The organism is Psychroflexus tropicus DSM 15496 (assembly GCF_000378765.1).
GTDB lineage: Bacteria > Bacteroidota > Bacteroidia > Flavobacteriales > Flavobacteriaceae > Psychroflexus > Psychroflexus tropicus.
The window spans coordinates 150,558-176,773 of the sequence record NZ_KB905344.1; the positions used below are offsets into that span (position 1 = coordinate 150,558).

Consider the following 26,216-nt stretch of genomic DNA (forward strand, 5'->3'; position numbering starts at 1 on the left):
TAATTTATGGGCTTTAAATTAGATATTTCGTAATTTCACGTTCCTAAATTTAGATATAATTCAAAATTATAATGGAGCAACAAAAACCATATACGCCTAAACACCAAATACGAATTGTAACTGCCGCTTCTTTGTTCGATGGACACGATGCTTCAATTAACGTGATGCGCCGCATTATTCAGTCTACAGGAGTGGAAGTCATTCATCTAGGTCATGATAGGAGTGTAGAAGAAGTGGTCAATACTGCTATTCAGGAAGATGTCAATGCCATAGCTATGACGTCTTATCAGGGTGGTCATAATGAGTATTTCAAATACATGTATGATTTGCTACAAGAGAAAGGTGCTGGTCATATAAAAATCTTCGGCGGCGGTGGCGGTGTCATTTTGACGGAAGAGATCGAAGAATTGATGGCCTATGGTATCACCAGAATTTATTCTCCAGATGATGGACGTGAAATGGGATTACAAGGTATGATTAATGATTTGGTGAAACAAGCTGACTTTGTTACTCCAGAATTGAAAGCGCCTCAAAAGACAAAAGAAAACTTAGATCATAAAGACGTCAATACCATTGCCAGGCTCATTTCTATTGCTGAAAATAGGCACGATGAATTTTTAGAAGTTTTTGAATCGATTCAGAAAAACAATAAGAATAAAGTTCCGGTATTAGGTATTACTGGAACGGGAGGATCTGGGAAGTCTTCATTGGTCGATGAACTGGTTCGTCGGTTTTTAGTCGATTTTGATGATAAACAGATAGGGATTATCTCAGTAGATCCGTCCAAAAGAAAAACAGGCGGAGCTTTGCTTGGAGATAGAATCCGCATGAATGCGATCAATTCACCAAGAGTTTATATGCGTTCGCTAGCAACACGGCAATCCAATTTGGCTTTGTCCAAGTATGTTCAGGAAGCTGTAGAGGTCTTAAAAGCTGCAAATTATGATCTTATTATACTTGAAACTTCTGGAATTGGGCAAAGTGATACTGAAATTTTGGATCACTCCGACGTTTCCTTATATGTCATGACTCCCGAATTTGGTGCAGCTACTCAGTTAGAAAAAATCGATATGCTTGATTTTGCTGACCTAGTGGCGATCAACAAATTTGATAAACGTGGAGCAAAAGATGCTTTAAGAGACGTGAAAAAGCAATACCAGCGCAACCATAACCTATGGGATGCCAAACCTGAAACCCTTCCGGTGTATGGAACAATTGCTTCTCAATTCAATGATCCAGGTATGAATATTCTTTATAAGAAAATCATGGATCAATTGTCGGAAAAAACATCGACAACTCTTAAAAGTGACTACCAGATCACCGATGAGATGTCTGAGAAAATCTTTGTGATTCCGCCGGCTAGAACACGTTACCTCTCCGAAATTTCAGAAAACAACCGATCTTATGATCAAAAGGCAAATTCTCAAGTAGAAGTAGCTCAGAAACTTTATGGCATTTATAAAACTCTGGAAAGTTCTACAAACGCTCAGCTTAAGCTTAATAAAAATGGCATTGATGAAGAGCATCTGAACGAAATAACAACTTCAGACAACGAAACTTTGGTTGGATTGCTTAAAAAAGAATTCGATCGCATCAAAATGGATTTTGATCCTTACAATTGGGAAAAAATCCTGGACTGGGAAAATGTAGTTCAAAAGTATACTGATGATGTCTATACATTTAAAGTAAGAGACAAGGAAATTAAAATTGACACCCACACCGAATCGCTATCTCATTCCAAAATTCCAAAGGTAGCTTTACCAAAATATAAAGCATGGGGGGATTTATTAAAGTGGTTACTGCAGGAAAATGTTCCTGGCGAATTTCCATATACAGCTGGTTTATATCCTTTCAAAAGAACAGGGGAGGATCCTACCAGAATGTTTGCCGGAGAAGGTGGTCCGGAACGGACCAATAGACGTTTCCATTATGTAAGTGCTGGCCTGCCAGCTAAGCGACTTTCTACAGCTTTCGATTCGGTCACGCTTTACGGTAATGATCCAGATCACAGACCTGATATTTATGGTAAAATTGGTAATGCCGGAGTCTCTATTTGCTGTTTAGACGATGCCAAAAAGCTGTATTCTGGATTCGATTTGGCCGACGCGATGACTTCTGTCAGTATGACGATTAACGGTCCGGCGCCTATGTTACTTGGCTTCTTTATGAATGCCGCTATCGATCAGCAATGTGAAAAGTACATTAAGGAAAATGGACTTGAAAAAGAAGTTGAGGCCAAAATCAAGAAGATTTATAAAGAAAATGGAAGTGAACGTCCAACTTACAGAGGTGACCTTCCTGAGGGTAACAACGGCCTTGGCTTGATGTTATTAGGGGTAACCGGAGATATGGTGCTACCTCAGGATGTTTATCAAAAAATTAAAATGGAGACCATTGCTGTAGTGAGAGGAACGGTTCAGGCAGATATTTTGAAAGAAGATCAGGCTCAAAATACCTGTATATTCTCCACAGAATTTGCCATCCGCTTAATGGGTGATGTTCAGGAATATTTTATCGAGAATAAAGTCAGAAACTTCTATTCAGTCTCAATTTCAGGATACCATATTGCAGAGGCAGGAGCCAACCCCATCACTCAGTTAGCTTTAACTTTATCTAACGGATTTACGTACGTTGAGTATTACTTGAGCAGAGGTATGGATATCAATAAATTTGGTCCTAATTTAAGCTTCTTTTTCTCTAACGGAATCGACCCAGAATATGCAGTTATTGGTCGAGTGGCTAGGCGTATCTGGTCTAAGGCGATGAAAGATAAGTACGGTGCCAATTCCAGAGCTCAAATGTTGAAATATCACATCCAGACTTCAGGAAGATCGCTTCATGCGCAGGAAATCGATTTTAATGATATCCGAACGACATTACAGGCACTTTACGCGATTTATGATAACTGTAATTCCTTACATACCAATGCTTATGACGAAGCTATTACCACCCCAACCGAAGAATCTGTTAGACGTGCTATGGCCATTCAACTTATTATTAATAAGGAATTAGGTCTGGCAAAAAACGAAAATCCAATTCAAGGTTCATTCATTATCGAAGAATTGACCGATCTTGTTGAAGAGGCTGTTTTAATGGAGTTCGACAGACTAACCGAGAGAGGAGGTGTTCTTGGAGCCATGGAAACCATGTATCAGAGAAGTAAAATCCAGGAAGAAAGTCTTCATTATGAAACTTTAAAACATACCGGAGAGTTTCCAATCATTGGTGTAAATACCTTCTTGAGTTCTAAAGGATCTCCTACGGTAAAACCAAGAGAAGTGATTCGTGCGACTGAAGAAGAAAAAGAATTTCAAATCAATACGCTTAAGAAATTACATAATGTGTATGAAAATACAGCAGATAAAAACTTAAAGCGTATTCAGGACGCTGCCATTAAGAATGAAAACATCTTCGAGGAATTGATGGAAGCGACAAAATATTGTTCTTTAGGACAAATCACAGAAGCCTTATTTGAAGTGGGTGGACAGTATAGAAGAAATATGTAAGTAGAGAGCCACATTTTCGATTTAATGCAAACGTGTTTAAATCAATTATCCCGATGTCTTGACAGAGATATCGGGATTTTTTATCATAATGGATTAATGTATTCGCATTTAATTTTAGCAGTAATGTATGTGAATCGCTTATCCTGAGAGCGATAGCGACTCAGGATTAATTATTAAGTGGGTTTTACTATTACTAGCAAAATTCAGATCTACAGCTTCGTTCTTGGAAGCGATATAAACCTGAAATGGGTTCTAAATGATAAAACAAAGCTCAACGCTAAACGCTGTAAAATTACTTATATCATCTATCAAATTAATTAATAAGCCATCGGTTTCAGGTATAGGTATTTAAGCTATCTTTATCAAGTTAAACCAATATTTAAAACCAAAAATGAAAACAATAAAGTTTATTCTGACAGGTGCATTTAGCATTTGTGTTTTACTCGCATCATGCACCCAACCTAAATCTGATGCTAATTCAGAAAAAAAAGAAGTTCAAAAAGATACGCTACAAGGTACAATAGAGGATGTATTAACTAAAGAAGAACAAGCAGCACTTACCCCAGATGAAGTTATACAATCTTTTAAGGAAGGTAACCAGCGTTTTATAAACAACGATCTTACCGCTAGAAATCATTCCGAGCAGGTGAGAAAGAGCACTTATGCTCAGTTTCCAAAAGCAATCGTGTTGTCTTGCGTAGATAGCAGAATTCCTGTAGAAGATGTATTAGATCGTGGTATCGGCGATATTTTTGTGGCCAGAGTAGCTGGTAATTTTATCAATGAAGACATTTTAGGAAGTATGGAATTTGCTTGTAAAGTCTCTGGTTCTAAATTGATAATGGTTTTAGGTCATGAGCATTGTGGAGCTATAAAGGCTGCCGTAGATGATGTAAAGCTTGGGAATATTACCCCAATGCTTACCAATATAAGACCTGTTGTGGAAGCTATTGACTATAAAGGAGATAGATCCTCAGGAAATGACGAATTTGTGCAGATGGCATGCGAACAAAACGTGATTGCTGCCATTAATGACATCCGTAAGGAAAGCCCTATACTAAATGTAATGGAAACTAATGGAGAGATCAAGATAATTGGAGGTGTTTACGACATGGATACAGGTAAAATTGAGTTCATGGATTAAGTGATGATTTATTTTAGATGTAGTTACAAATCCAGAGTCAGATCCCTTAATTTTGATAATAACCTTGAAAATGAATTGTTTAAAAAAAGCATGGAAACCACTGATAGTTTTCATGCTTTTCCTTTGTTTTTATCCTTCATACTCGCAAGCTGTGGATAGAACAGAAGGTTTATTCCAAAACACTTTGATAGATAAGGAGTATGAATACTTAGATGAAGAATTCAAGATTGAAATATCTGAAGAGGATTTTGATCGTATTAAAGTGAGCCACCTAGAAAATGGTGGAGAAACTAAAGATTATGTAGATTCACTTATTGTCATCTTAAATTATGAATTGAATCAGGAGTTCCTTGCCGTCAACAAAGCCCTTTTACAAATAACCTATTCCTGGGATCGTGTAGGTTATCACATTTGGAAATCTGCCGAAGAATCTAAGGATTTAGCAGCTCAAGCTGGTTTTTTTCACCCCTGGCGATTTCAGAAATACATAGAATCTGATCTTGAAGGTGATGTAAAGCACGACATTATAGAAGAGTTGAGATATGGTTTGGAACAAAAGTTAGATCTCTTTTTGAAAGATGCTAACAATGAAGAGTTAACTAAGTTAGGATTTCTACATAGCGAAAGAAGAGCGCAAAAACTGAAAGAAATGGGATTAGAACATCACCCTCCTTTACAGTTAAAAAATTAATGGAAGCTTTGAATCTTAGATTCGACTACCTATTTTCAAACTTAAGCATAAAGTATTAACTGCTTAATTCTAAATGACGTATATTTGCACGCAATTAAATCTAATTGCGATGACAAATTCAAAAGTCAAAGGGCTTGGTCTCACTTACGACGATGTTCTTTTAGTTCCAGCTTATTCAGATGTTCTTCCCAGAACAGTCAGCATTCAAAGCAAATTCACTAAAAATATAACACTTAATGTTCCTATTGTTTCTGCTGCCATGGATACGGTAACAGAATCTAGAATGGCCATTGCGATTGCTCAGGAAGGAGGTATAGGGGTTCTTCACAAAAATATGACTATCGAAGAGCAGGCCTTAAAAGTCCGACGAGTTAAGCGAGCAGAAAGCGGGATGATTATAGATCCTGTCACTCTGCCGATCACCGCTACAGTAAAGGATGCGAATGATAGCATGAGAGAGCACAGTATTGGAGGAATTCCTATTGTGGATGATGCTCATAAGCTGATAGGCATTGTGACTAATCGTGATTTAAGATTTGAATTGAAAAACGATCGTCCTATTAAAGAGGTGATGACTACTGAAAATTTGGTGACTGTTGGTGAAGGAACATCTCTTAAAGAAGCTGAAGTCGTGCTTCAGCGTCATAAAATTGAAAAGCTGCCAGTTGTTGACGATCATAATAAACTAGTAGGTTTAATTACGTTTAGAGATATTACAAAATTGACCCAAAAACCTTCAGCTAACAAGGACGAATATGGTCGTCTTAGAGTTGCTGCAGCTCTGGGTGTAACTCACGACATTGTAGATCGTGCTTCAGCTCTTGTGAATGCTGGTGTGGATGCCGTTGTCATCGATACCGCACACGGCCATACTAAAGGGGTGGTTGATGTTCTGAAACTCATAAAAAAAGAATTTCCGAAGCTTGATGTAGTGGTTGGAAATATCGCTACTGGAGAAGCTGCTAAATACCTGGTTGATGCTGGGGCAGATGCCGTAAAAGTAGGAGTAGGGCCTGGTTCTATTTGTACAACTAGAATTGTCGCTGGTGTTGGGTTTCCACAACTTTCTGCTGTCATGGAAGTAGCTGAAGCCATTAAAGGATCTGGCGTTCCTGTTATTGCAGATGGCGGAATTCGTTATACAGGTGATATTCCTAAAGCCATAGCTGGTGGAGCTGACTGTGTGATGTTAGGATCGCTGCTAGCGGGAACCAAAGAATCTCCAGGTGAAACTATTATCTACGAAGGCCGAAAATTTAAGTCTTATAGAGGAATGGGTTCCATTGAAGCCATGGATAAAGGATCTAAAGACAGATACTTCCAGGATGTGGAAGATGACATTAAAAAATTGGTTCCAGAAGGTATTGTTGGGCGGGTGCCTTATAAAGGCGAGCTCGTTGAAAGCATGGTGCAATTCATAGGCGGATTGAGAGCTGGAATGGGATATTGCGGTGCAAAAGATATAGAGGCTCTAAAAGATAGTGGTGAGTTTGTACAAATCACTGCTTCGGGAGTGATGGAGAGTCATCCACATAGTGTTTCTATTACTAAAGAAGCTCCAAATTATAGCCGATAAAACTGAATGAGATATCAAATTAAAAAAGCTCGAAAATCATTTTCGAGCTTTTTTAATTATGGGTGAATAATGTATTTTAATTTCCAGAATTTTCTTCAGGAACAACTTCAGAAGCTTCTTCCTTTACTTCAATACCAAGTTTGTCTAACACTTTTAAAGTAAGATCAAATTTTGGATCAATATAGATGATACTGTTATTCTCATCAAAAATTTGGGTAAAGCCTTCTTCCTTCACGATTTCTTCAATAGCCTTTCCAATTTTATTGTATAGTGGCCTCAGGTATTCTTCTTGCTGTATTTGAAGCATTTGTGATGAATTTTGTTGAAGCTTTTTCAAGTCTTCTTCAAGGTCTACTATTTCCCTTTGCTTGATTTTTTTCATCACATCATTCATACCTTCTTCCTCTTTCTCATTGTAGGCAGCCACAACTTCACGATAGTCTTCATACTTGACTTGTATAGTGCTATCTAATTTTGCACTATAGACTTTTAGCTTTTCTTCTACATCCTTTATCTCTGGCATTTGAGATAAAATGTATTCATTGTTGACCGTACCGACTTTCGTCTGTGAAAAAGATGTTATGCTTAAAGCAAACATAACCATGCAAATTACGTATTTCATTTTTTAAAAATTTTTTACAAATAAAGTCAATAATATTTATAAAACAAACCTACTTAGTTTGTTTTCACACTCTTACCTTCTTCTATAAATGCTTTGAAATCCTGCTGTACTAAAACTGACCTTTTTTTGAAGATATCTGGGAGTATAGTACTTACCAATTTCATAAACCCAGAAAACTTGAATTCACTGTAAGATGTCCACTTAGTTTCATTGCTTGTAAGGGCTTCAAAGTAATTTTTTTGAATGCTCTCCATGCCTTTGGAGCTATATTTTCCATGCCATTCTTCCGGCAATTTTTTCTTCAATATAGTCTCCGTCATTTTGATATTTTGACCTTCCATTCTGATGTATAACTTACGTTTGCTACCTACCTCACCGGCTTTTCCACTTACAACACGACTTCGTTTTAGGCCTCTTTGCCAATGAGGTAATAGATCCGAATTTTCAAATACCTCAATAATTTCCTGTCTAGGTTTTTGTATGATGATTTCTGTAGAATATTTCATACTACAAGTTTAGTTTTAAATTGATTAAAGCTGTTGGATTATGTGATATTTTAAAAAAACTTAAACATTGTCTGCATTGGCATTTTTGTTACTTTTGCCTTTAAATTTCAAAAAAAATGAAGCCACTTTTTAGTTTTTGTATTGTTTTCTTATGCTTCAACTTAATATCTCATGCACAAATTAAAAATGAAACTCTTTTTACTATTGATCACGAAGAGTTTAGCGTTGGAGAATTTTTGAATTCTTATCAGAAAAATGCCGATATAATCGAGTCGTCTTCAGAATCTATTGAGCAACATTTGGAGCGTTACATCAATTTCCAGTTGAAATTAAAATCAGCTTACGATCTACAATTGGATACTCTACAGAAATTCAAAAAAGAATTTCAGAGGTACTATAAGCAAATTGCAGATAGCTATATTTCCAATGGTGAAGTAACCGAAGCAATGGTGAAAGAGACCTATGACAGGACGAAAAAGGAAATAAGAGCAAGCCATATTTTATTAAATCTTCCTAAGCACGAAAAAGATACCGTTGAAACCTATCAAAAAGCCTTGATGATCAAAAAAAGGATAGATGAAGGAGAGCCGTTTGAGCGTTTGGCAATTCAATATTCCGAGGATCCTTCAGTCAAGAAAAATGCAGGGGATTTGAATTGGTTTAACACGTTTAAGATGGTTTATGAGTTCGAAAATGCTGCATACAATCTCGAAGTCGGTGAAGTATCAAACCCTGTTCGTTCAGATTTTGGCTATCATATTATTAAGAAAACAGGTGAAAGGCCTTCTAAGGGGCAATTGAAAACTGCGCATATAATGCTATTACCTGGCGATTCGCTACAGGATCCAGAATTAAGAATCCAAAAGATATATGCACGTTTACAAAGTGGAGAAGATTTTCATGAGTTAGCCAAACAATACAGTCAGGATCCCAACTCTGCTAGTAAAGGCGGTTATATATCAGCTTTTACTTTGGGAGGCTTAAATTCCAAAGAATATGAGAATCAGGCCTACGCATTGGAAAACCCTGGGGATTATACAGAGCCTTTCAAAACTAGGTTTGGATGGCATATTGTTAAACTAATTGAAATTATTCCATTACAGCCTTATGTAGAGGTTAAAGAAGACTATAAAAAAAGGCTCAAAAGCTCTTCAAGATCAAAAATATTAGTATCAAAAATTAGAGAAGATCTGGAACAGCTTTATACAGTGGATATTAATTCAGAAGCCAAGGCCTATTTTATAACCTTATTGGATGAAAGCTTTGATAAGGGGAAATGGAGGTATGAACCTCTTGAAGGGGATGCTTCTAAAACAATTATACAAGTTGAAGATTTAACCGTCGATGTGAAGACTTTTGGGGAGTATCTGGAGCGTCAGCAGCGTACGCTCTCTAAAATACCAGACCGTGATGTTGTCTTAGATAAGGCCATCGACGAACTTGTATACAAAAAACTTCTGGAATATCATAAAACTCAACTCCCCAAGATCGATCCAGACTTTGGAGATCGTATTATGGAGTATAAAAATGGTATTTTGATTTTCGATTATATGAATTCTCAGGTATGGCAGCCCGTTGCTGAAGATACCTTAGCTCAAAAAGAATATTACAAATCCAAAACCTCAAAATTTTTCAAACCTGCAGAAGTAAGAGGACAATTGTATACATCTCAAAGCAAAGCATCTCTAAAGGAATTAAGATCAAAACTTAAAGAAAAGAAAGTAAACGATACCACATCTGTAGCCTACGCTAAGGATATCATTATGGAGAATGTAAGTTTAGAAAAAGTGTCTTCAAAACTTCCAAAGCGTTTCAAAATGAAAGCGGGGGTGAGTAGAATTTATGAGCATCTCGGGCAATATTTATTAATGAATGTGGTTGAGGTAAAAGATTCCAGGCTTCTTGAATTTAAAGAGGTGAATGGAAGAATCATTAGCCTTCTTCAGGAAGAAAGAGAGGATCTATTAATTTCTAACCTGAGGTCAACATACGATGTTGAGGTGGAAAATGAAGTAGTCCAAAATTTAAAAGAGCAACTTGAAAAGTAAATATTTTTTATATACATCCATAGCACTGTGTCTATCGGCTTGCACCTTATTTTCAGAAAAGGATACAACCCCATTTGTTGCCAGAGTAAACAATCACTACCTTTCAACAGAAGAGCTTCAGGATCATATTTCTGAAGGGTTATCTGAGGAAGATAGCGCTTTGGCTGCTAAAGCCTATATCCAAAGTTGGGCAACCGATAAGCTCCTTTTAGACAGAGCAAGACTCAATCTACCAGTAGATCAACAAAATGACTTTCGGGATTTGTCTAGAAAGTACGAGGAGCAGTTATTTAAAAAAGCTTATAAAGACGCTTTGATTGAAAGGGAGTTAGTTAACACTGTAGATTCGGTGGATGTCAGTTCTTACTATGAAGAAAACAAATCAAATTTCAAATTGAATGAAGATTTAGTTCAATTAAGATATTTACAATTAGACAAAGAAATGAAGTCTCTACGAGACATAAAACGCCAATTCTTACGTTTTAATCCTGAAGATATGCTATCATTGCAAGAGAAATCTTTGGAATTCAAATCTTTATCTTTAAACGATTCTATTTGGGTGAGAACTTCTGATGTGGTTAAGGAATTCGAAGAAAGTAAAAACATCGAAGTCGAGAAATCTGAATTATTAAAGTCAGATCATTTCATTCAAATAGACAGCAAAGATGAGGTTTTTTATATCTTTATTGAATCGGTGTTAAGAAGAAATGATCAGGCACCATTGAGTTATGTGAGACCAACGATTGAGCAAATTTTAATCAATCGAAAGAAAATGAATATTTCAAAAAAAATAGAAAAAGAGATTACAAAAGATGCTACAAAAAATAATGAATTTGAAATTTACTAATATAATATCGTGTTTAGGACTGATGCTTATAAGTACTATGAGTGTGGCACAAGTTACGATAGATGAAAAAGACAATCTTTTAAAGGACTCAGACTTTAGCAAAGAAATCTTGGAAGCTACTAAAGTTACCAAGGACGGCCGAGTTAAAATTGACGGTGTGGCTGGTGTTGTAGGTGATTATCTGGTTTTAGAAAGTGATATTTCTAAAGCTTATCTCGATATGACCAATCAAGAAATTGGCGACATCTCTTATTGTGATGTTGCAGAAACCCTGATGGAGAATAAACTTTTTGCTCATCATGCCAAGCAAGATAGTTTGCCTTTTAACCCCGCTAGAGTGGAAAGTTTCACTGAACAGCAAATCGATCAGTTCGTAAGTCAGGTGGGGAGTATGGAACGCCTCCTTAGTTTCTACAAAATCGACACTGAGGATGAATTAAGAGAACAGCTTAATGAAATCAACACACAGCGAATGCTGGCCGAAGAAATGCAGGGGTCTATAGTGGATGGCGTAGAAATTACACCAGAGGAAACCAGAGATTTTTTTGAGGCGATTCCTGAAGATGAGATCCCATTGATCAGTGATGAAGTAGAACTCGCTCAAATCATAGTTAAACCAGAGGTTGGAGAAAAAGAACGTCAGGCTGTGATCGATAGACTTAACTCTTTTAGAGACGATGTTTTATCTGGAGGAAGTTTTGCCACCAAAGCCGTTCTTTATTCTGAAGATAGAGGGTCTCGAAGCCAGGGCGGGAAAATAACTCTCTCTAGAGATGATAATTTTGTGAAAGAATTTAAAGATGCCGCTTTCAGCTTGCAGGAGGGTGAAATTAGTAAGCCTTTTGAGACTGAATTTGGATGGCATATTTTAACTGTAGAAAAAATACGAGGTCAACAGGTCGATGTGAGACATATCTTGCTTTACCCTGAAATCAGTTCTGAGGCTGTTGAAAAAGCGAAAAAGGAAATCGAACTGGTGAGAGAAAAGATTATTAATGGAGAAGTAAGCTTTAGAGATGCAGCTAGAGAAGTGTCTGATGAAAAAGAGACCCGAGAAAGTGGAGGGCAGCTCATTAATAGTGCAACAGGAGACCGAAGATTTGAGTTAACTAAAGTAGATCCTACAATTTATGACCAAGTCTCTAATCTTAAAGAAAATGAGGTTTCTCCAGTGATTAAAGATTCTGAACCTAGAACTGCAAAAGTTTTTTTCAAGTTAATCACGGTTACTAAAAAAATACCTGAACACATAGCTGAATTCAGCGAGGATTATACGCGGATTAGAGAGCTAGCTTTGCAGCAAAAAAAATTGAAGGAGATTCAAGCCTGGAAAGAGTCTAAAGTAAAAGATACTTACATTAAAATCAACGGTGATTACAGGGCTTGTGGTTTTGCTAAATCTTGGATAAAACAATAGTATGTCGGACGTAACTGAATTGGATGAATTTGTAAAAAAATTCAATAACCTAAAATCTGAAGTTGCAAAAGTTATCGTTGGACAGGATAAGGTAATTGAAACTTTATTGCTTTCTGTCTTTTCCGGAGGCCATTCTCTTTTAGTAGGAGTACCTGGTTTGGCTAAAACCCTTATGGTAAACACAATCTCCAAAGCTTTAGGCTTAGACTTCAAACGTATTCAGTTTACACCAGACTTAATGCCAAGCGATATAATTGGTTCTGAAATACTTGATGAAAACCGAGTTTTCAAATTTCTTAAGGGTCCTGTATTTACAAACATCTTGCTGGCAGACGAAATCAATAGAACACCACCAAAAACTCAAGCGGCGCTTCTAGAAGCCATGCAGGAAAAAGCAGTAACCGTAGGTGGGAAAAACTACCTATTAGCTAGTCCTTATTTTGTGCTTGCCACTCAAAACCCAATTGAGCAGGAAGGAACCTATCCGCTACCTGAGGCACAGTTAGACCGATTCATGTTTGAGGTAAACCTCACCTATCCTTCGTTTCGGGAAGAAGTAGATGTGGTTAAAGCAACGACTCAAAACAAAGAGATTCAAATTGATGCTCTGTTTTCACCTGAGGAAATTATCAGTATTCAAAAGTTAATTAGAAAAATGCCAATAGCAGATAATGTTATCGAATACGCTGTTGGTCTGGTAGGTAAAACGAGACCAAATTCAGAAGAAAGTTCTGAATTTATTAATACTTATGTAGATTGGGGAGCAGGACCTAGAGCTTCTCAAAATTTGGTGTTGGCCGCCAAAACTTATGCTGCTTCCAGAGGAAAATACTCTCCAGATATTGAAGATATTCAAGCGGTAGCCATCGCAATATTAAGACACCGTGTAGTCAGAAACTATAAAGCAGAGGCTGAATCCATCTCTATTGAGGATATTATCAATAAATTGATTTAAATAATTAAAATTCAATCTAAATTGTGCTGAGCACTGCTCTTGAGGGCTTAAACTTGAGGTTCTTATTGTCAAATTATCAATTTTATTTTGATAATAATGTAAATCTGGCAATTATATATATTAAAAATCCATTAAGTCTAAAATATTGTCAGAATTTTCGCTTTAATCTTGCACATTTTCTAAACTCATTCAAAAGCTTTATTTTTGCAGCCTAAATAATTATATACTATGGCTTTTGATATTGATATGATAAAAAAAGTGTATAGCCAAATGTCAGAAAGGGTTGATCAGGCTCGTGAGACTGTTGGTAAACCACTTACACTTTCAGAAAAAATTCTTTATTCTCACCTATGGGAGAATAAACCCAACCAAAAATTTACTCGAGGTAAAGACTATGTTGACTTTGCTCCAGACCGTATTGCATGTCAGGATGCTACTGCTCAAATGGCCCTTTTGCAATTTATGCAAGCCGGTAAGGATAATGTAGCAGTTCCAACTACTGTACACTGCGATCACTTAATTCAGGCGAAGCAGGGAGCTGCAAAAGATCTTCAAAAAGCCAACGAGACCAGTAATGAAGTTTTTGACTTCTTAGAGTCTGTTTCCAGTAAATATGGTATTGGATTTTGGAAGCCAGGAGCTGGAATTATTCACCAAGTTGTTTTAGAAAACTACGCTTTTCCAGGCGGTATGATGATTGGAACCGATTCTCACACTGTAAATGCTGGAGGACTTGGTATGGTTGCAATTGGAGTAGGTGGTGCAGATGCCGTAGATGTTATGGCTGGAATGCCATGGGAGCTTAAATTCCCTAAATTGATAGGAGTTAAATTAACTGGTGCACCACAGGGGTGGACAGCTGCTAAAGATGTTATTTTGAAGGTGGCAGAAATCCTTACTGTTAAAGGTGGTACCGGATGTATAGTTGAATATTTCGGAGAGGGAGCCAAAAACTTATCTTGTACAGGTAAAGGAACCATTTGTAATATGGGAGCTGAGATAGGAGCTACGACATCTACTTTTGGATATGACGATTCTATGGAGCGTTTCCTAAGAGCAACAGACAGAAATGAAATTGCAGATGAGGCTAATAAAATAAGACAACACCTTACAGGAGATGATGAGGTTTATGCTAACCCTGAGCAGTATTTCGATCAGGTGATAGAAATTGATTTATCTACGTTAAGACCTCACCTTAATGGACCATTTACGCCAGACTTAGCCACTCCAGTTGGAGAGCTTGGAGAAAAAGCAAAAAAGAACGACTGGCCAATTAAAGTAGACTGGGGTCTGATTGGCTCATGTACCAACTCTTCTTACGAGGATCTTACCCGTGCAGCCTCGATTGCGAAACAGGCGGTTGATAAAAAATTAGTCCCAAAATCAGATTTTGGAATTAATCCCGGATCTGAGCAGATAAGATTTACAGCGGAACGTGATGGTTTGCTTAAGGTTTTTGAAGACCTTGGAGCAACAATCTTCACCAATGCCTGTGGACCGTGTATTGGCCAGTGGGACAGAAGTGATAGAAAAGGAGAAGAAAAGAACACGATTGTTCATTCCTTCAACAGAAACTTTTCTAAGCGTGCAGATGGAAACCCAAATACACATGCCTTTGTAGGGTCTCCAGAAATGGTAGCCGCTATTGCAATTTCTGGACGTTTGGATTTTGATCCTATGAATGATACATTGATAAATGAAGACGGAGAAGAAGTTAAGCTCGATGCTCCTCAAGGAATTGAGTTGCCAGAACTTGGTTTTGATGTAGAAGATAACGGGTATTTAGCTCCAAAAGAAGATGGAAGTAGCATCCATGTGAAAGTAGATCCAAATTCCAACCGAATTCAACTTTTAGAACCTTTTGATCCTTGGGATGGAGAAAATCTTACCGGAGCTAAACTATTGATTAAAGCTCACGGAAAATGTACAACAGACCACATTTCTATGGCAGGACCATGGTTAAAGTACAGAGGACACCTGGATAATATTTCTGATAACTGTTTAATTGGAGCAGTCAACGCATTTAATATGAAAACTAACTTTGTAAAAAGTCAGTTGGATGGGAAATACGATGCAGTTCCAAAAACACAACGTGCTTATAAGGCAGAGGGCATTCCTACAGTAGTTGTTGGTGATCATAACTATGGCGAAGGTTCCTCAAGAGAGCATGCGGCTATGGAGCCTAGACATCTAGGTGTAAGAGTTGTGTTAGTAAAGTCTTTCGCTAGAATTCACGAGACGAATTTGAAAAAGCAGGGAATGCTCGGAATTACATTTGATAATGAGAGCGATTATGATCTGATACAAGAAGATGATACATTCAACTTTATCGATCTTAAAGACTTTGCAGAAGATAAGCCATTAACGATTGAAATCGTTCATGCTGATGGTTCAAAAGATACCATTAAAGCAAATCATACTTACAATGAGACTCAAATTGGATGGTTTAAAGAAGGTTCTGCACTGAATATGATTAAGAAAAATAATAAAGCTTAATCTATAAAGCTTAACATTAATAATTTAGAAGCCATTCGTTTTAGCGAGTGGCTTCTTTTTATTGCAATTGATTGGTGATGTCTCAACAACAAAGTTTTTGGTCAAAGCACTGGAGTAATATTCTGTTTGTAAGTATACTTCTTCTCATTATTATTCCTCAAACTCGAAAGCCAATACAGATTATGCTGAATCGGGTTGTGGCTTTTAGCCCAACTGAAATCAAAGAAGATGAAAGGCAAGTGTTAAAAAATTACAACTGGGTCCTCAAAAATGATAATGGAGATAAAATCAATGTATCACAATCTGAGGGGAAAATAATGCTGGTGAACTATTGGGCTACCTGGTGTGCTCCTTGTATTGCAGAATTACCGGATCTTGAAAAATTATATGCTGATTACAAGAATGAGATCGATTTTTATTTTATCACTTCTGAAGACCCTAGTGTGGTAAGAGCATTTCTTAAAGATGAAAACAGTGCCATATCGCCGCATTATCTTATTTCTTCTCCCCCTGAAGCTTTGATGAGTAATAGTTTACCTACTACTTTTCTTATTGATGCTACAGGTGAAATTGTTATGAAAAAAACCAGAGCAGCTAACTGGAATAGTAAGACTGTAAGAACCACAATTGATAAATTAAAGTAAAGACCAATTGTTTCTGCGTTTCAACTTTCAAAATGATTTAACTTTGAATAAAAAAGATGAATAATAGCATACATCAATTCATGGCAACAGATATCAAGGGAGAAACTTTTGATTTTTCAAGCCTGGAAGGTAAAAAAGTAATGATTGTGAATACCGCTTCACAATGTGGGCTAACCCCTCAATACGAACAATTACAAGAACTTCACGAGACCTATAAAGATTCCGATTTCGCAATTATAGGTTTTCCAAGCAATGATTTTATGGGGCAGGAGCCAGGGAGTAACGAAGATATCTCTAGATTTTGTGTCAAAAACTATGGAGTAACTTTTAAAATGATGGGTAAAATCATCTTGAAAGGAGAAGACAAACACGATGTTTATCAGTTCTTGACCGATAAGTCATGGAATGAGAAGATGGATAGTCAGGTAGAGTGGAATTTTCAGAAATACCTGCTAAATGAATCAGGTGAACTCGAGAAAGTGATTTCTCCTCAAACCTCACCAATGGATCAGGAAATCATAGATTGGATAGAAAAATAAAAAGTTGGTGAGCTCTAAAAGGCCTCACCAACTCCTATATAAAATCCATTTTCATCTGGAGTGATCGCATAGTCAACGCGGAGATAGACGTCCTTTTGCTGGAACAATAAGAACCTAGCTCCAACTCCAGCTGCCCATTTGATGTCACTTACACTTAAGTCATTCCATTCTGAAAAAACATCACCCACACCGCCAAAAATAGTGGCTCCAATCCTATCGGAGAAGCCAAGTTTTAGAGGAAGTAATCTATATTCTGCCTGAAAGGCAATTTGATTTTCATCTCTAAATCGGCCTCTAAAATATCCTCTCATAATATTTTTTCCGCCCATTTGCGATAGCTGGTTGAACGGCACCTCACCGCCAAAATTAAATTCACCTAATAGTTGCATAGCGATAACATTTCGCTTATTAAGTGATTTAAAATAGCGCGTATCTGATATAATACTACTATATTCTACATCACTTTCCCAAAACGTATTGTAGTTCAAATAGGCGACTTCGCTAAAAAAGGCATTACGCTCATTTAGTACATTTCTTCTTTGATCAAAAACAAGTCCTGCGCCTATACCTAAGTTGGTTGTTCCTTCCGAACCGAAAGGAATATTAATATCAGCTTGTCGATTTTCATTATCTGGATCTTCAAAGGTGACGTTATTTAAGCTTACAAAATCTGTTTCAAGTCCCAGATAAAAATCTTTAGACAAGCGTCTAAGTACACGCTCTCGTATCCGAATTTGGGTAGCATCTACTAAAGCGATGTTATCTTCTGGCACATCATTCCCAATACCATAGTATTTAATCGGGAACTGTTCAAAATCTAAATCACCTAAGAAAAACCACTTATCCTGGTCTGAATATATAGCGTGGTCTATTCTTAGACCGAATTGAGATTTTAAGGTAAAAAACCCATATGCATTGATTTCACTTAAACGATTTGACGTGTCTTCATTGGCATAATAGACATAAAGCGGAGCAACACCAAATTCGACACCAGTTTCAGGGCGATAACCTACAATAGGATACATAAAAAACTGAGATTTTTCTTGTGAAACAGTGTCGTTCACAATTTTATTGACGTAATCTTTTAGAAATTTGAAGGTATCTTTGTTTGATTCTTCTTTCTCCTGAGCTAAAGAAGTAATGTTAATGCTTAAAAAGCAGATTAGAATAAAGCTGTTAATTTTTCTCATGTAAAAATATTAAAGGCCAAAACTAGTTGTTTATTATAACTTATCACCCTTTGAAGTAAACGGTTAACAGATTTAGGCTGTACTTTAATATTTTTTTTCGAAATCAGCCCGATTTTACATCCTCATTCTGATTTAAAGAAAGTTAAATAGGTAAAATCATAATCGTGCTTATCATCTTTTGGATGGTAAGTAGATTCTGCCAATTGCCATTTGGATTCATTGATTTCTGGGAAGAAAGTATCTGCTTCAAAAGATTCATGAACCCGAGTGAGTTCAATTTTATCGGCTATAGGCATAGCTTGTTTGTAAATTTCGCCACCTCCAATAATAAAAACTTCTTCCTGACCTTTACAGGCTTGTAAGGCTTCCTCAAGGTTATGAGTGACAACAACGCCGTCTTGGTGATAATCCTTTTGTCTGGTAATGACGATATGCTTTCTATGTGGAAGTAATTTGGGAAAAGACTCCAGAGTTTTTCTTCCCATGATGATATGATGATGAGAGGTGATTTTTTTGAACCGCTTAAAATCATCGGGAAGATGCCAAACCAAATCATTATCTCTTCCAAGAGCATTATTTTCTCCAGCCGCAGCAATCATTGTTATTTTCATGGCTTTTCCTCAGGTTTAGTTTGGTTTTCGATCTCTATTGGGTGCTTTTTATCTACTTTCTTTTGTAATTTTCTCAATCGCTCAAGTTGTTTTTCGACAAGCCTATTCATTTGTTTTTCTTCCCACTCTTTTCCCATTAATTTATTAACAACGAATACATTGATAGCATGTATAATTAAAAAGAAAAGCCAAATAAGAATGGCAGAAACAAACCAATCCATTCCCAGGGGTTTAAATTCGGATTGGTAGCCTAAAATTATATTGATAACAATAAAAATAACAGAACCGGCAAAGAAAAACACCACGTGGGTTGTTAGCCTTTTTTTCTGCTTTATCCGTTGATGAGCATTTTCATAAAGCGCTCTTATTTCGGGATCAATCTTCTTATTTGAATCCATATTAATTATATTAGAGCTTCAAATTTAATAATAGTTTTAGCTAATTTACTTATGAAGAGCATAAATAATGAGTTTCCTATCCTGTCCACCTACACTTATTTAAATACTCCATTTACAGGCATTCTTCCAAAGTCAGTATCCTCACAAATCTATCAGCTTGAAGAAGAGTTCAGGCTGAATGGGAGTGTTTTTACAGATAAGTACGAAAAAGGACTTATTGAAGACACCAGATTTTTAATATCAAAGATTTTCAATACCGAACTGGAAGCCGTTGGCATGCTCAATAACTTTTCAACAGGATTAAATTTAATTTTGAACGATCTACCTGAGGGGTCTAAAGTAGTACTATTAACTCAAGATTACCCTTCGGTGAATTTACCCGTCAAGTCGAGACCTTTTGAAGTTCATGAAGTCAACATTGATTTAAACCTCTACGAAAATTTAAATCAAACATTTTCAAAGGTGAATCCTGATTATTTTCTTTTTAGTCTCTCTCAATTTATCAGTGGTTTAAAACTAGATTTAGATGAACTAAAACGACTCAAAGAAGAATTTCCTAGCGTGAGTTTTATAGCAGATGCAACACAATTTTGTGGAACTGAAGCTTTCGACTTTAAAAATTCTCCATTTGATGTATTTGGAACCAGCGGTTATAAATGGATGAATGCAGGACTTGGAAATGCTTTTTTTCTATTCAAACGAGATTTTTTAGAGAAGCATCAGTTCAAAACTATAGGTAGTAATTCTTTAGATGAAAAACCAGATGGTACACTTCGACCAACAGGATTTCTAGAGCCCGGACATTTTGATATCATTGCCATTGCAAGATTAAAGTATGCCTTGGAATTTCACTATAACACTCTAGGTATTGATTTTGTTGAATCTAAAATTAAAGCTATTTCTCAGCTGGCAAAATCAAAATTCTTGAATTTAGGACTTCTAGACACTTCTGTGATAGATGAAGACTCTTCACAGAATATTTTTAGCCTAAGTGGAAATGAAAATGATGTAGAAAAGCTTAAAAATGAAGGAATTCTATGCGCCTATAGAGGTGGAAGAATTAGGGTTGGCTTTCAGTACTTTAATACTGAAAATGATTTGGATAGATTGCTTAAAGCTTTGTCAAAATAAAGTCAGTTCTAAATCTAAATTTTCTTTTTGATACTCACATTGCTTTGTTTCGCTAGCAAATTAATTTACTTATTAAGAGAACATTTCGCTTCATCCAGACAAGTTTTAGAGCTAGATGTCTGTTTTGGTTTTAAATCGATAAGAAAGGTTTTATGCCTGCGTTTCAACTAATAAAGCCTATCTGCTATGAGAATAAATTACAGAATTATATAATTAGGAGTCCCTAAACCTTGCTGAAGCTCAATTTTCAAATGGCTCCTCACTCAGCTTTTTTTAAAGGTGTAATTTTTATAGTAACCAGTCTCGCTTTCAAACCTTCTATCTATGCTTAGATTAGCTTCTTGAGCTAACCATTTTACGGTCTCATCATCATATTTTTGGGATATTTCAGTATGTATAGTTTCCCAAGCCTTGAATGAAATTGTGAGATTAAGATTTTTTATTTTGACTTCCTGATTAACTCTGCTAACCAGAAAACTTTTGGCAGTACCAGTTTCAGGATCATAAGTTTCCCAGTGAAAAAACGATTCTAAATCAAAATTACCTCCTAACTCTTTGTTGATACGTAGCAATAAATTTTTATTGAAAGCTTCTGTAATTCCTTTGGGATCATTGTAGGCATCAAGTACAATTTGTGGATGTTTTTTCTGGTCAAAACCCATAAAAAGTAAGTCATTAGCAGTCATATTATTTTGAATTTTTTTCAAGAATTCGATGGCATCATTATGCAATAGGTTGCCAATATTGGACCCCAAAACCAAAATAACTTTCTGCCTTTTATTGTAGCTTGATAATTGGCTTAACACATGAAAGTAGCTACCTTGTAGCAATTCAAATTTTACTTTCGGTAGTTCTTTTTCCAGGGAACTGCCAAGTTCATCCAATACATTTTGACTGATGTCGACAGGGAGATAGGTGAAATTGGCATTGATATTGGATAAATGATTGAGTAAAAGTTTAGTTTTCTTGCCATCTCCAGCCCCTAATTCAATTAGATCAAACCCCTCTTTGAGATCAAATTTTTCAGCAATTGAAGCAGACTGATATTTCAAAATATTATACTCACAATTGGTAAGGTAATATTCTGGCATTGCCATGATGTCTTGAAATAATTTATCTCCATTTTTATCGTATATAAATTTAGAAGAGAGATGCTTAGGGTAGGCTTGAAGTCCGTCGATTACATCCTTTTCAAAATCTGTATAGGTATTGGTTTTAGTTGTTGAATTCATATTTGATTTTCATTGTCTTGATTAGTTGGCAAGTCTTATTCCGCTTTGCTGCCATCTCATATCTGGGTGAAAAAAATTTCGATATGTTTTTCTGGTATGCTTGGCTGGGGTTAATGTAGAGCAGCCTCTAAGCACTTTTTGATTCACCATGAACTTTGCATTATATTCCCCTAATGCTCCAGCAGCTTTTTTATAATTTGGATAAGGAGTATAAGCACTTTCTGTCCATTCCCAGCGTTTTCCCCATTCAAATCTATCTTGAGCTATTTCCCACTCAAACTCTGTTGGAAGTCGTAAACCCTTCCATTGCGCGAAAGCAGAAGCTTCATAGTAAGAAATATGACTTAAAGGTAACTCTAAATCTAACTTTTGTAAGCCCGAGAGACTAAATTCTTTCCACTCTTCATTCATTTTATGCCAGTAAAGGGGCTTTGTGATTTGCTCACCTTGTATCCAATCCCAGGCCTCGGCATGCCATAATAAGGGATCTTTGTAGCCGTCATTCTCTATAAACTCTAAGTATTCACCATTTGTTATCAGCTGTTTACTAATTTTGAAATTCTGTAAAAATACCTGGTGTGCTTGAGTCTCATTATCATAGCAAAAAGCATTTCCTTGGTGACCAATTTCATAGATACCTTCATCAATTGAGATCCATCCTGAAGTGTCAGCTTCTTTTTTTTCATGTTTAAAATCTCCGTATGCTGGAAATAATGGATTGTGTCCAAAGCAATACTTGATATCCATCAACAGCAGTTCCTGATGCTGTTTTTCATGGTGAATTCCAATTTCCACAAGATTTAATACCTCATTTTGATCTGAATTTTTTTGTAGAAATTTTTCTAAAGCGGAGGTGACAAACGATCTATATTGGTAAACTTCATCAACTGTAGGTCGAGATAAATTTCCTCGATGAGTACGCATTAACCTATCTCCTTTCGTTTCGTAATAACTGTTGAACAGAAAAGGAAAATCTTTATGGTAAAGTTGATAATCAGGATCAAATTTTGTGAGAATGAAAACTTCAAAAAACCAAGTGGTGTGAGCTAAATGCCATTTCGTAGGCGATACAAATTCAACGGGCTGGATGACAAAGTCTTCGGTCTTTAAGGGCTCACAAAGTTTCTCTGTATAAGCTCTCGTTTCAATAAATTCTTCAATCATAATTTAGTAATTGTTTGAATTTACTAAAAAAAGAGACAGAAAGAAGGGCTCTGAATAAACAATTAACCTAAGTTTAAATCGCCACTTTTCCTTTGATATGTGGATGTGGATCGTAATTTTCAAGAGTAAAATCTTCAAATTTAAAATCAAAAATAGATTTAACGTTGGGATTTAGCTTCATCTGAGGTAGTGCTCTAGGAGTTCTTGAGAGTTGAAGCACCACTTGCTCAAAATGATTATTATAAATATGAGCATCCCCAAAGGTGTGTATGAAATCACCGAGTTTTAAATCGCAAACCTGGGCTACCATCATGGTGAAAAGCGCATAGGAAGCTATATTGAAAGGAACTCCTAAAAAAACATCAGCGCTTCTTTGATAAAGCTGGCAAGATAATTTTCCATCAGCAACATAGAATTGAAAAAAAGCATGACAGGGTGGGAGAGCTGCTTTTCCATTGGCAACATTGGTTTCAAATGATTCTGACGTGTCTGGTAGTACACTAGGGTTCCAGGCCGAAACCATCATTCTTCTGCTGTTCGGGTTGGTTTTTAATGTTTGAATCAATTCTTTTATTTGATCGATATCTTCAGAATTCCAATTTCTCCACTGATGACCATATACAGGTCCAAGATCTCCATCATCATTCGCCCATTCGTTCCAAATCTTCACTCCATTTTCCTGTAGAAATGAAATATTAGTTTCTCCTTTCAAAAACCAAAGCAATTCATAAATAATAGATTTGAGATGAAGTTTTTTGGTGGTTACCATGGGGAATCCTTCATTCAGGTCAAACCGCATCTGGTAACCAAACACACTTTTGGTTCCAGTACCTGTTCGATCTCCCTTTTGAACACCGTTATCTAAAATATGAGAAATTAAGTCATGATATTGTTTCATAATAAGCTGTGTTTGAAGCTTAAAAATAGAAATTAATTGGTAAAGTATTTTGAAGTTTAGGACATTTATCAAAATAATTTTGTCCTGAATCTTTTATAATTTATAACAGAAAACAGCTAGTACTAACCTATGATCATTCCAGCAATAGTTGCAGACATCAACGAAGCTAAAGTCCCACCAATAAGAGCTCTTATTCCAAATTCTGACAATGCTTTACGTTGCCCTGGGGCCAAAGAGCCAATACCTCCAATCTGAATACCAATAGATGCAAAATTTGCAAATCCACAGAGCATGTAGGTAGCCATGATGACAGATTTCTCATAATTAAGACTTAACACATTTGCCGTGTTTTTTAGCTCAGCAAGCTGTATGTAGCCCACAAATTCACTGGCAACTAATTTGATACCCAGGAGTTGCCCCATTAGCATGACATCTTCTTTAGCGACCCCAATTAACCACATTAAAGGAGCAAAGAGAGTCCCTAATATGGCCTCTAAAGAAAATTTCTCATATGGAGTGTTACTGGCCACCAGAGTATTCAGGTTAGTAAGTTCACCAATTTTTTCAAAACCGTAGTTTATGAATGCGATAAGGGCTACGAAGACCAGGAGCATTGCAGCCACATTTGCTGCTAGCTTGAGTCCCTCTGTGGTTCCATTGGCAATAGCATCAAGAATATTAGAGCCTATTTTTTCTGATGATACTTCTACATTGGTGTTGACTTTAGCCTGCTGTGGATATAATATTTTAGAAATGACGATAGCTCCAGGAGCAGCCATAACAGAAGCTGCTAGCAGGTGTTTCGCAAAGGCAAGCCTCATAACTGGATCATCGCCGCCCAAGAACCCGATATAGGCCGCAAGAACTCCCCCAGCTACCGTTGCCATTCCGCCAATCATAACTAAAAGAATTTCCGAACGGGTCATACGCTCCAGGTAAGCCTTGATCATCAAGGGAGCTTCTGTTTGTCCTAAAAAGATATTACCTGCAACACTTAGGCTTTCAGGCCCGGATATACCTAATAATTTAGAAAGTACCCAGGCTAGAGCGCTCACTACTTTCTGGATGATACCCAGATAAAATAAAATTGAGGTAAGTGCAGAAAAGAAGATGATTGTAGGTAAAATTTGAAAAACAAAAATATAACCGTAAGTACTGGTGTCCATCAAATCTCCTAATAGAAACTCACTACCAGCAGCTGTAAAATCTAAAATTTTGACAAAAATATTACCAACAAAATCAAATGCAGATTGTACAAAAGGAATTTTAAGGACTCCAATGGCAAGAATAAGCTGGGCTAATAATCCAAAACCTACCGTTTTCCAGTTGATGGCCTTTTTATTTTTACTTAATATATAGGCAATAAGCAATAAACTCAACATGCCCAATACGCCTCTCCAAAGACTCGTAAAACTAAAGCTTTGATTGGCGATCATTTCTTTAGGAGTAACCAGACTTTCTTCTGAAGCGACTTGTGTCGTTGATTGCTTTTTTAGCTGAATTTGAAACTGATCTGAACTTAATCTTATCAAAGAATCTGTTTCTGTAGCTATTTTAAATTGTATGATATCCAATGACCTTAGGTAGGGAAGGAGCTGTAAGCTGTCTTTTATCACTCTAAAGTCTCCCTGGTAAAGCAGGTCTTTATTAGCATGAGTTATACTAAATAGAGAATCACTAAAAGAAATTGTTTGCTGGTTTTCAAAATATAAGGTAGTGTCTTGATTTTCTTGTAATTCGATTTTCCAATCACCTTCCAGAGTCTGGGCAGTTAAAAACAGGGGGAGGCAAAATAATATGCCGAGAATGAAATGTCTCATGTGCTAGCTTCGTTTAGATATTTCATCACGAATTTTTGCCGCTCTTTCATAGTCTTCATCATTAACGGCTTTTTCTAGAAGTTCATTTAATTTTTTAGTTGACATTTGGCTAAATTCACTCTTAAAGGAAGATTTTTTTTCTGTTTGGTCAGGTTCCTCCGTATGCTGTAGGTTTTCCGAACTGTAGATATCAGCATCTTTATTTTTATCACTTAGGTATATTCCTGCCTTGTCCAGTATGTTTTTATAGGTGAAGATTGGAGCTTCAAATCGAAGAGCTAGCGCAATGGCATCACTTGTCCTGGCGTCTATGGTTTCTTCAACTCCGTCTCTATCGCAAACTAAACTGGAATAGAATATGCCATCTACCAACTTATGAATTATCACTTGTTTGATCACAATACCAAATCGATCTGAAAAGCTTTTAAACAAATCATGTGTGAGTGGCCTTGGTGGCTTAATTTCTTTTTCAAGTGCAATGGCAATAGATTGAGCTTCGAAAGCTCCTATGACGATAGGTAGTTGTCTGTCGCTATCCATATCACTCAATAAAAGTGCATAAGCACCGTTTTGGGTTTGACTGTAAGAAATTCCTTTTATGCTAAGTCTAGCTAAGCTCATACTTCATTTTATTGAAACCATTTGAGGCTTAATTTATCAAACTTTAACTTGCTTTTCGCCCAAAATTTAATTTAGAACTCAAACAATTATTTAATTAAAAAAGGCGGTCTAACTTTTAAGGACTTCTTAAAAATTAGACCGCCCTTTAAAGGGGCACAAT

General features: G+C 36.5%; 22 protein-coding genes. 12 read left to right on the top strand and 10 right to left on the bottom strand.

Going from position 1 to position 26,216, the window contains the following annotated elements:
• The first annotated feature begins 71 nt into the window (after nt 1-71).
• From F598_RS0110270 to guaB, 4 genes are all read left to right on the top strand, one after another.
• The gene (locus tag F598_RS0110270) at nt 72-3,506 is read left to right on the top strand and encodes a methylmalonyl-CoA mutase family protein (protein WP_019038963.1); all 3,435 of its coding nucleotides are present in this window, start codon (nt 72-74) and stop codon (nt 3,504-3,506) included.
• 391 nt (nt 3,507-3,897) lie between these two features.
• A complete protein-coding gene (locus tag F598_RS0110275) occupies nt 3,898-4,650 on the top strand; it encodes a carbonic anhydrase family protein (protein ID WP_019038964.1) in 753 nt (250 codons plus the stop codon).
• Between the two features lie 151 nt (nt 4,651-4,801).
• Nucleotides 4,802-5,341 carry a hypothetical protein gene (locus F598_RS0110280; RefSeq protein WP_157595002.1) on the top strand — a complete coding sequence of 180 codons (540 nt, stop codon included), beginning with the start codon at nt 4,802-4,804 and terminating at the stop codon, nt 5,339-5,341.
• A gap of 109 nt (nt 5,342-5,450) precedes the next feature.
• Entirely contained in the window at nt 5,451-6,917 is a 1,467-nt protein-coding gene (gene guaB, locus F598_RS0110285; RefSeq protein ID WP_019038966.1) for an IMP dehydrogenase, read from the top strand.
• Between the two features lie 76 nt (nt 6,918-6,993).
• Here the strand turns inward: guaB and F598_RS0110290 are convergent, their stop codons facing one another.
• Both F598_RS0110290 and F598_RS0110295 read right to left on the bottom strand, forming a co-directional pair.
• The gene (locus F598_RS0110290) at nt 6,994-7,539 is read right to left on the bottom strand and encodes an OmpH/Skp family outer membrane protein (protein WP_026302649.1); all 546 of its coding nucleotides are present in this window, start codon (nt 7,537-7,539) and stop codon (nt 6,994-6,996) included.
• Between the two features lie 53 nt (nt 7,540-7,592).
• Entirely contained in the window at nt 7,593-8,045 is a 453-nt protein-coding gene (locus tag F598_RS0110295; RefSeq protein WP_019038968.1) for an SRPBCC family protein, read from the bottom strand.
• Nucleotides 8,046-8,161: 116 nt separating this feature from the next.
• Here F598_RS0110295 and F598_RS0110300 point away from each other — a divergent pair, with 116 nt between their 5' ends.
• The 7 genes from F598_RS0110300 (at nt 8,162) to F598_RS0110330 (ending at nt 16,991) form a co-directional block, all read left to right on the top strand.
• Nucleotides 8,162-10,093 carry a peptidylprolyl isomerase gene (locus F598_RS0110300; RefSeq protein ID WP_019038969.1) on the top strand — a complete coding sequence of 644 codons (1,932 nt, stop codon included), beginning with the start codon at nt 8,162-8,164 and terminating at the stop codon, nt 10,091-10,093.
• On the top strand, nt 10,083-10,940 hold the full coding sequence (locus F598_RS0110305) for a hypothetical protein (RefSeq protein WP_019038970.1): 858 nt from the start codon (nt 10,083-10,085) through the stop codon (nt 10,938-10,940). Before F598_RS0110300 ends, F598_RS0110305 begins: the two co-directional genes overlap by 11 nt.
• 37 nt (nt 10,941-10,977) lie before the next feature.
• Nucleotides 10,978-12,357: a peptidylprolyl isomerase gene (locus F598_RS0110310; protein WP_245539786.1), complete on the top strand. Its 1,380-nt coding sequence runs from the start codon at nt 10,978-10,980 to the stop codon at nt 12,355-12,357.
• Between the two features lies 1 nt (nt 12,358).
• A complete protein-coding gene (locus F598_RS0110315; RefSeq protein ID WP_019038972.1) occupies nt 12,359-13,312 on the top strand; it encodes an AAA family ATPase in 954 nt (317 codons plus the stop codon).
• A gap of 228 nt (nt 13,313-13,540) precedes the next feature.
• Nucleotides 13,541-15,808 (top strand): aconitate hydratase, encoded by a 2,268-nt coding sequence (locus tag F598_RS0110320; protein WP_019038973.1) that lies wholly within the window; start codon nt 13,541-13,543, stop codon nt 15,806-15,808.
• Nucleotides 15,809-15,885: 77 nt separating this feature from the next.
• Entirely contained in the window at nt 15,886-16,452 is a 567-nt protein-coding gene (locus tag F598_RS0110325; RefSeq protein ID WP_019038974.1) for a TlpA family protein disulfide reductase, read from the top strand.
• Nucleotides 16,453-16,508: 56 nt separating this feature from the next.
• Nucleotides 16,509-16,991, top strand: coding sequence for a glutathione peroxidase (locus F598_RS0110330; RefSeq protein WP_026302651.1), 483 nt, complete (start codon nt 16,509-16,511; stop codon nt 16,989-16,991).
• A 14-nt stretch (nt 16,992-17,005) separates the two neighbouring features.
• Here F598_RS0110330 and F598_RS0110335 read toward each other — a convergent pair whose 3' ends face one another.
• From F598_RS0110335 to F598_RS0110345, 3 genes are all read right to left on the bottom strand, one after another.
• A complete protein-coding gene (locus F598_RS0110335; RefSeq protein WP_019038976.1) occupies nt 17,006-18,181 on the bottom strand; it encodes a BamA/TamA family outer membrane protein in 1,176 nt (391 codons plus the stop codon).
• A gap of 122 nt (nt 18,182-18,303) precedes the next feature.
• Nucleotides 18,304-18,792, bottom strand: a complete 489-nt coding sequence (locus F598_RS0110340) for a dihydrofolate reductase (protein WP_019038977.1) — start codon at nt 18,790-18,792, stop codon at nt 18,304-18,306.
• The gene (locus F598_RS0110345; protein WP_019038978.1) at nt 18,789-19,190 is read right to left on the bottom strand and encodes a 2TM domain-containing protein; all 402 of its coding nucleotides are present in this window, start codon (nt 19,188-19,190) and stop codon (nt 18,789-18,791) included. Before F598_RS0110345 ends, F598_RS0110340 begins: the two co-directional genes overlap by 4 nt.
• A gap of 51 nt (nt 19,191-19,241) precedes the next feature.
• On the opposite strand from F598_RS0110345, the gene F598_RS0110350 reads away from it, so the two are divergent.
• Nucleotides 19,242-20,321 carry an aminotransferase class V-fold PLP-dependent enzyme gene (locus F598_RS0110350; protein WP_019038979.1) on the top strand — a complete coding sequence of 360 codons (1,080 nt, stop codon included), beginning with the start codon at nt 19,242-19,244 and terminating at the stop codon, nt 20,319-20,321.
• Between the two features lie 263 nt (nt 20,322-20,584).
• Here F598_RS0110350 and F598_RS0110355 read toward each other — a convergent pair whose 3' ends face one another.
• The 5 genes from F598_RS0110355 to F598_RS0110375 form a co-directional block, all read right to left on the bottom strand.
• Nucleotides 20,585-21,553: an L-histidine N(alpha)-methyltransferase gene (locus F598_RS0110355; protein WP_019038980.1), complete on the bottom strand. Its 969-nt coding sequence runs from the start codon at nt 21,551-21,553 to the stop codon at nt 20,585-20,587.
• 21 nt (nt 21,554-21,574) lie between these two features.
• Nucleotides 21,575-22,717 carry an ergothioneine biosynthesis protein EgtB gene (gene egtB / locus F598_RS0110360; protein ID WP_019038981.1) on the bottom strand — a complete coding sequence of 381 codons (1,143 nt, stop codon included), beginning with the start codon at nt 22,715-22,717 and terminating at the stop codon, nt 21,575-21,577.
• Between the two features lie 73 nt (nt 22,718-22,790).
• Entirely contained in the window at nt 22,791-23,615 is an 825-nt protein-coding gene (locus F598_RS0110365) for a thymidylate synthase (RefSeq protein ID WP_019038982.1), read from the bottom strand.
• A 122-nt stretch (nt 23,616-23,737) separates the two neighbouring features.
• The gene (locus F598_RS0110370) at nt 23,738-25,435 is read right to left on the bottom strand and encodes a NupC/NupG family nucleoside CNT transporter (protein WP_019038983.1); all 1,698 of its coding nucleotides are present in this window, start codon (nt 25,433-25,435) and stop codon (nt 23,738-23,740) included.
• A gap of 3 nt (nt 25,436-25,438) precedes the next feature.
• Nucleotides 25,439-26,056, bottom strand: a complete 618-nt coding sequence (locus F598_RS0110375; protein ID WP_019038984.1) for a bifunctional nuclease family protein — start codon at nt 26,054-26,056, stop codon at nt 25,439-25,441.
• Nucleotides 26,057-26,216: the final 160 nt, after the last annotated feature.